This window comes from Nocardia sp. 852002-51101_SCH5132738, assembly GCF_001665695.1.
GTDB classification, from domain to species: Bacteria; Actinomycetota; Actinomycetes; order Mycobacteriales; family Mycobacteriaceae; genus Nocardia; species Nocardia nova.
In genome coordinates, this window is record NZ_LZML01000211.1 from 102,006 (window position 1) to 108,481 (window position 6,476).

Annotated in this window: 8 protein-coding genes; 6 read left to right on the forward strand and 2 right to left on the reverse strand. The window is 67.5% G+C overall.

Features of this window, described 5'->3' with window-relative positions; translation table 11 throughout:
- Positions 1–7: 7 nt before the first annotated feature.
- The gene (locus A5789_RS33950) at positions 8–919 is read left to right on the forward strand and encodes a MerR family transcriptional regulator (protein ID WP_064902376.1); all 912 of its coding nucleotides are present in this window, start codon (positions 8–10) and stop codon (positions 917–919) included.
- A 15-nt stretch (positions 920–934) separates the two neighbouring features.
- Here A5789_RS33950 and A5789_RS33955 read toward each other — a convergent pair whose 3' ends face one another.
- The gene (locus tag A5789_RS33955) at positions 935–1,552 is read right to left on the reverse strand and encodes a TetR/AcrR family transcriptional regulator (RefSeq protein ID WP_082941138.1); all 618 of its coding nucleotides are present in this window, start codon (positions 1,550–1,552) and stop codon (positions 935–937) included.
- Positions 1,553–1,699: 147 nt separating this feature from the next.
- On the opposite strand from A5789_RS33955, the gene A5789_RS33960 reads away from it, so the two are divergent.
- The 5 genes from A5789_RS33960 (at position 1,700) to A5789_RS33980 (ending at position 6,247) form a co-directional block, all read left to right on the forward strand.
- A complete protein-coding gene (locus tag A5789_RS33960) occupies positions 1,700–2,752 on the forward strand; it encodes a Rieske 2Fe-2S domain-containing protein (RefSeq protein ID WP_064902374.1) in 1,053 nt (350 codons plus the stop codon).
- A 40-nt stretch (positions 2,753–2,792) separates the two neighbouring features.
- Positions 2,793–3,878 carry a dihydrodipicolinate reductase gene (locus A5789_RS33965; RefSeq protein WP_063014527.1) on the forward strand — a complete coding sequence of 362 codons (1,086 nt, stop codon included), beginning with the start codon at positions 2,793–2,795 and terminating at the stop codon, positions 3,876–3,878.
- A 138-nt stretch (positions 3,879–4,016) separates the two neighbouring features.
- Positions 4,017–4,448: a nitroreductase family deazaflavin-dependent oxidoreductase gene (locus A5789_RS33970; protein WP_063014525.1), complete on the forward strand. Its 432-nt coding sequence runs from the start codon at positions 4,017–4,019 to the stop codon at positions 4,446–4,448.
- 199 nt (positions 4,449–4,647) lie between these two features.
- Positions 4,648–5,667, forward strand: coding sequence for a TerC/Alx family metal homeostasis membrane protein (locus A5789_RS33975; protein WP_063014523.1), 1,020 nt, complete (start codon positions 4,648–4,650; stop codon positions 5,665–5,667).
- A 61-nt stretch (positions 5,668–5,728) separates the two neighbouring features.
- A complete protein-coding gene (locus A5789_RS33980; protein ID WP_063014521.1) occupies positions 5,729–6,247 on the forward strand; it encodes a hypothetical protein in 519 nt (172 codons plus the stop codon).
- Here the strand turns inward: A5789_RS33980 and A5789_RS38165 are convergent.
- A partial coding sequence (locus A5789_RS38165) for a hypothetical protein (protein ID WP_231956673.1) occupies positions 6,224–6,476 on the reverse strand: 253 nt, incomplete at its 5' end. The two genes, A5789_RS33980 and A5789_RS38165, sit on opposite strands and share 24 nt — an antisense overlap.

The following is a 6,476-nucleotide window of genomic DNA, read 5'->3' on the forward strand; positions in this document are numbered from 1 at the left end:
AGCAACTGTGACCCACAACACACGTCGCGATGGTCTGATCACCATCGGAGAGCTGTCCGAACGCACCGGCGTCCCGGTCCGCACCATCCGCTTCTATTGCGACGAAGGGGTACTGGACGCGCACCGCAGCGCGGGCGGGCATCGACTGTTCGATCCGGCGACGGCGGTGGATCACCTGCAGCTCGTGCGCCGGCTGCGCACGCTCGGCCTCGGGTTGCAGGCGATCACGGCCGTACTCACCGGCACCACCTCGATCGCCGACGCCGTCGCCGCCGAAAGAGCCACGCTCGACGCCGAATTGGAGGCACTGACCTGGCGCCGGGCCGTGCTGGCGGCGGTCGAGGACGCCTCGCCCGGCCGGCGCGCCGCGCGGCTGGAACTACTGGCCGCCGTCGGCGACAGCCGGCGCGCCCGCGACGATCTGGTCGCGTTCTGGCGCCGAGTGCTCACCCCGATCGCACCGGAGACATTCGACGGTTTCGTCGCCATGAACATTCCGGCCCCGCCCGCCGATCCGACGCCCCGGCAAGTCGTCGCCTACGCCGAGCTCGCCACCGCGGTGACCGATCCGCGCCTGACCGCCGCGATGACACAACAGCTCTGGCGACACGACCCCACGAATATCCGCGACAAACGCGCACTGCTGTCCGGCGTCGCCGAAGCCTGCGAAATCGTGGACCCGCTGGTCGCGACGCGCGTGGAACCACGGCCGGGCGCGGAACTCGACCGGTTTCTCGCCGCCCACGCCGCCGCCCGGCGCGTCCGCCCCACGGCCGAGTTCCGGCGCCGGCTGCTCCACGGCGCCGACGACAACGATCCGCGCATCCGCCGGTACTGGACGCTCACCGCCGAAATCACCGGTACGACCACCACCGGCGCGGCGCAGGACTGGCTGTACCGGGCGCTGAGCCGGTGGTAGCGACGCCGCGCGGCCCTACTTCTCCAGGTAAGCGACCATTCCGTCGATGAGTCCCTGGATGGCGTCGTCGAGGTTGCCATAGGTGCCGAGGGTGCGTTCGGAGGTGATGCCGCGCATGGCGGCGGGGATGAGTGCGGCGACGCGGCGGATTTTGACCGGGTCGACGCCCAGGTCGGCGAAGGCTCGTTCACATGCCTTGTCCCAGTTGGGTTTCCACGAGGCGAGTTCGGCGGCGGTCAGCGGATAGTCGCGTTCGAGTTCGGCGTGGTCGCGAGGCAGGGCGGCGCGCAGGGTTTCGATGGCGAGGGATTCGGGGCGGCGCAATCCGATCGCCATGGTGTTGATCAGGGCGGCGACCCGTTCGGACAGGGTTCCTTCGGTCGCGATACCGGCGGGCAGGTCGCCGCGTTTGTCGGCGGTGTAGCGAAGCACCGCCGCCCAGAGTCCGTCGATATCGCCGAACTGATATTTCACGACTCCCCAGGTCGCGCCGATGTCGCGGGCGATCCGGTTGCCGGATACGGCCGCGGGGTCGCCGGTGGCCAGCGAGGTGATCGCGGCCTCGAGCATGGCCTCCCGCGATTGGATACCGCGCTTGTTCGCACGCCTCCTGTGCACCGCTACCTCCGTCACGACGGTCGATAATACCGTCCCTGAACTGCGGCATCCAGTTTCAACGAACCCTCTTGTTTTCTTTCATAGAGGCTTCTACTCTTGTGTCGCCGGGCGCGGCGGTCTGCGCCGCGACGTGCAGCCCCTCGCCGAATGTGGAGGATCGAGATGGCAAAACCACCCCTGTCGATGGAGCCGACGGGCTGGTTCCAGGTCGCGTGGTGCACCGAGATCCCCATCGGCGCCGTCCACAAGATGAAGTACTTCGGCCGCGAGATGGTCGCGTGGCGCTCGGCATCGGGGCAGCTCGCGGTATTCGACGCGTACTGCGAACATCTCGGCGCGCATCTGGGCTACGGCGGGCGCGTCGACGGCGAGAACCTGGTGTGCCCGTTCCACGGATGGGAGTGGAATCGGCAGGGGCGCAACGTCTGCATCCCCTACGAGGCACATCCCAACAAGGGCCGCCGCATCCGCAGCTATCCGGTCGTCGAACGCAACGAGGCCGTGTGGATCTGGTACGACATCGACGGCCGCGCACCGTATTTCGAGGTGCCGGACATCTTCGAGGCATTCGGTGACGACAAGACCGCCGCCGACTACTATCCGCCGGTGCCCGCGGCCACACTGTTCCGGCCGGGCCTGGAACTGCATCCGCAGTACATCATGGAGAACGGCGTCGACTTCGCGCATTTCAAGGTCGTGCACAAGACGCCGTTCGTGCCGGAGTTCACCCGCCACGACTTCTCCGGCCCGGTGTCCTACGTGGACTTCACCATCGCCTTCGACGAGGGCATCAGCGAATCGGACGTCAACAGCGGCGTGGAATCGATCAACGCCGGGCTGGGCTGTTCGATCACCAAGAGCTGGGGCATGGTCGACAACCGCACCATGCCCGCGGTGACGCCGGTGGACGAATACACCTCCGATGTCCGGTTCACCGTGTGGATCGGACGCAAGACGGGCGACGACAGCCCCGAGATCAGCCGATACGGAAAGACGATGGCCGATTTCGTGATCGACCAGTTCGAGGCCGACATCAACATCTGGGCCCACCAACGCTACTCCGATCCACCCGCGTTGAGCCGCAAGGAATTTCAGGGATTCACCGCGCTACGCCAGTGGGCGCTGCAGTTCTATCCCGACGGCGGCCCCGCGGGCACCGACCCGCACCGGCCGCACAGCGGCGCCGTACATCCCGCGGCCGACGCGACCGCCTGAGCACCGTCACCCCCGCAGCCACCACACCGAAAGGCACGCGATGAGCACCTCCGACACGATCCGGGTATTCCAGGTCGCCACCGGCAATCTCGGCACCGAGATGATCGGGCGCATCCGCAACCATCCCGATCTCGAGCTCGTCGGGTTGCACTGCTACACGCCCGAGAAGATCGGCCGCGACGCCGGTGAGATCGTCGGCCTCGACCCCATCGGGGTCACCGCGACCGGGACTGTCGAGGAGATCATCGCCGCGCGGCCCGACGTCCTCACCTTCCACGGCGTCTTCCCCGACGAAGATCTCTACGAGAAGGTCCTCGAAGCGGGTATCAACGTGGTCACCACCGCGGACTGGATCACCGGTTTCCACCGCGACACCAACCACGCCCATCCCTCGGGCCGCAAGGTCAGCGAGGTGATCCAGGCCGCCTGTGAGCGCGGAAATGCCACCTTCTACGGCACCGGCATGAACCCGGGTCTGTGCCAGATTCTCGGCATCGTGCACACCGCGGACGTCGCCGACATCGAGAACATCACCGTCACCGAATCGGTCGACGTCTCCTGTCACCACTCCGTCGACACCTGGAAGGCCGTGGGCTACGGCCGCCCGGTCGACGACCCCACGATCCCGGATTCGCTCTACCGGTACACCGCGGTGTTCGCCGACTCGGTCTACCTCATGGCCGACGCCTTCGGACTCGAACTCGACGAGGTGACGTTCGGCTACGAACTCGGCGCCTGCACCAAGGACGTCGACCTCGGCTGGTACTTCATGCCGAAGGGCTCGCTCGGCGCGAGCTACATCAAATATCAGGGCATGGTCGACGGTGTCCCGCGCGTGGAGACCCATCTCGAGTGGCAGATGACGCCGCACACCGACCCGTCGTGGGAGATCAAGGGCTGCTACATCACTCAGGTGACCGGCGACCCCAACATCTACAGCAAGCACATGATCTTCCCGCGCAAGGGTTTCGATCTGTCGAACCCGGAGAACTTCGCCTCGATCGGCATGACCGTCACCGGCCTGCCGGCCCTGAATGCCATTCGATCCGTGGTGGCCGCGCGCCCCGGCATCATCACCAGCGCGGACCTGCCGCTGCGCACCTTCGCGGGACGCTTCAGGATCTGAACGCTCGGCAGCCGCATCCCGGCCCGTCGCGTGGATCGCGCATGCACGGGGTGCGGCTGAATCTTGTTGCGGGCTTTCGCGCTCCGCGCCGGTTAGTGTTGGGCAGGGGTTGCCTAGTCGTCTGATCGGAGGTGTGCGATGGCTGATCTGTTTTCCACCGCGCTGCGGGCTCATCAGTGGATCTACGAGAAGTCGGACGGGTACGTGGGGCACCGGCTGCTGTTCGGAAACCCCACCCTGTTGTTGCGAACGGTGGGGCGCAAGACCGGGCAGCCGCGCACCAGTGCGCTGACCTATGCGCGAGACGGCGACGACTATCTGGTGACGGCGTCCAACGGCGGGTCGCCGCGGCCGCCGGGGTGGCTGGCGAATGTGAAGGCGGCCCCGGAGTGCGAGATCCAGGTCGGGCATCGGCGGATTCCGGTGACCGCGCGGCCGACGTATCCGGACGACACCGAGTACGCGCGGCGGTGGTCGCTGGTCGACAAGGTCAACAAAGGCCGGTACACGCAGTACCAGAAGATGACCGATCGGCCCATATCGGTGGTGGTGCTCAGCCCGCGGAAGTGACGCGGGCGGCGGTCGGACTCGTCACATTCGTCCGGATCGCTTGGTTTTCGGGCAAAGGTTTCGCTATCCTCGCCTCCGAGGGGAGTACTTCCCAAGCGCCACACCGGTCAGTACGGATTCCGCCGTCGGGATCCCCGGATGGCCGCCCGGATATCGGGTGAAGGAGACCTCGGGTGCTTTCGCATACCCGAGGAGACCTGTGAACTCGTCCGTTCTCGCAGCCCAGCAGCTGCACACCATCGGCTCCCCCTGGCTGTGGGCCGCCACCATCGCCGGTGTGCTGGTTCTGCTCGCGCTGGACTTCGTCGTCACTCGCAAACCGCACGAGGTGTCGATGCGGGAGGCGGTCGGCTGGACCGTGTTCTACCTGGCGTTGCCGGTCGCGTTCTTCGGCATTCTGTGGGCCGGATTCGGATCGAAGCCCGCCACCGAGTTCATCACCGGTTATCTGCTGGAGAAGTCGCTCTCGGTGGACAACCTGTTCGTCTTCATGCTGCTGCTGGCGGCCTTCGCGGTCCCGGCGGTGCTGGCGCAACGGGTGCTGCTGTTCGGCATCGTGGGCGCACTGGTGCTGCGCGGCATCTTCATCGCCGTCGGTGCGGCGGCGCTCGCCTCGCTGGACTGGGCGTTCCTGCTGTTCGGCGCGGTTTTGCTGCTCACCGCGCTCAAGCTGATCCGCGACGCGGTCACCGGGCACGAACAGGAAGTCGACATCTCCCGGATGCGCTCGGTGCGCCTGATGCGCAGGCTGATGCCCGTCACCGACGACTACCGCGGCACGAAGATGGCCGTGCGGGAGGCCGGCCGCCGCGCCCTGACCCCGCTCGCCCTGGTGGTCACCGCCGTCATGGCCACCGACCTGGTGTTCGCGATCGACTCGGTGCCCGCGGTCTACGGCGTCACCGGCGACCCGTATCTGGTGTTCGCCACCAACGCCTTCGCCCTGCTGGGCCTGCGCGCCCTCTACTTCGTCCTGCAGGCGGTCCTGGCCCGCCTGGTGCACCTCGCCTACGGCCTGGCCGTGATCCTCGGCTTCATCGGCGTCAAACTGGTGCTGCACTGGGCCCACGGCTACTGGGACTGGCTGCCGGAGATCCCCACCGCCGCCTCGCTGCTGGTGATCGTGGTGGTGCTCGGCGTAGTGACCGTGACCAGCCTGCTGGCCACCCGGGGCGAGAAGGACGGCGACTCCGCCACTGTCGACACGTCCGCTCGATGAGCATCGCGGCCCGCGGGCGCAGGAGTTGTCCGCCGCGCGATCTCGGCCGTACCGTGGGCCGGTGCTGTCCCGCTTCCGGCGTATCGATCCGGTCCGCACCCGGCGCGCCGTCGACGCGCTGCGATTGCCGGAGGCCGTCTTCAAGACCTGTCCCTGGCAGCCGCGGGAATTGGTGGACACCGGTCTGCGGCAATGGTTGCGATGCTGCGGAGCGGCGCTGGCGGACGACCAGGTGATCGGCATGCCGTCCCATGCCGTGGACGAGGCGTGGCACGGTCTGATCCTGTGCACCAAGCGTTACCGGGACTTCTGCGAGGCCGCGTACGGCCGGTTCCTGCACCATTTTCCCGAGGGAGACGGCTACGGCGGCGGCAGCGGTGTGCCGATGGCGACTCAGCTCGGACGCACCGTCGTCGCGTGGTCCCTCGTCGCCGACCCCGGCGAGGACTGCGTGCTATGGGATCTGGATGTCGTTGTGGGAGTGGAGAATCCGTGGGGAGTCTCGCCGGAGCGGATCGCCGAGGTGGAAACCGCCCTGGGTGAGATCAGCGGAGGTTCAGGGCGCCGCGCTCGGCGGTGACGATGGCCGCCGGTCGCCACGGATTGCTCCTACCGCACAGACCCAGACCGGCGCGAACCGATCGGGTGCGGCGATCCCCCGGGCCGCCCGCGCGTGCCGGCCGAGGTGGCCGTTCGACCTAGCTGCTGCTGCCGCCACCGCAACTACTACCACCGCCAACACCATGGCCCGGCTGCCCGGCGCGACTCCGTTGCCGGAGAGCAGATCCGCGAATGCGCCTGCAGCGCGG

What these genes read in the sequence shown, in the direction of transcription:
- A5789_RS33970 (WP_063014525.1), top strand. Translation starts at nt 4,017, where the DNA reads ATGGCTGATCTGTTTTCCACCGCGCTGCGGGCTCATCAGTGGATCTAC.
- A5789_RS33965 (WP_063014527.1), top strand. Translation starts at nt 2,793, where the DNA reads ATGAGCACCTCCGACACGATCCGGGTATTCCAGGTCGCCACCGGCAAT.
- A5789_RS33960 (WP_064902374.1), top strand. Translation starts at nt 1,700, where the DNA reads ATGGCAAAACCACCCCTGTCGATGGAGCCGACGGGCTGGTTCCAGGTC.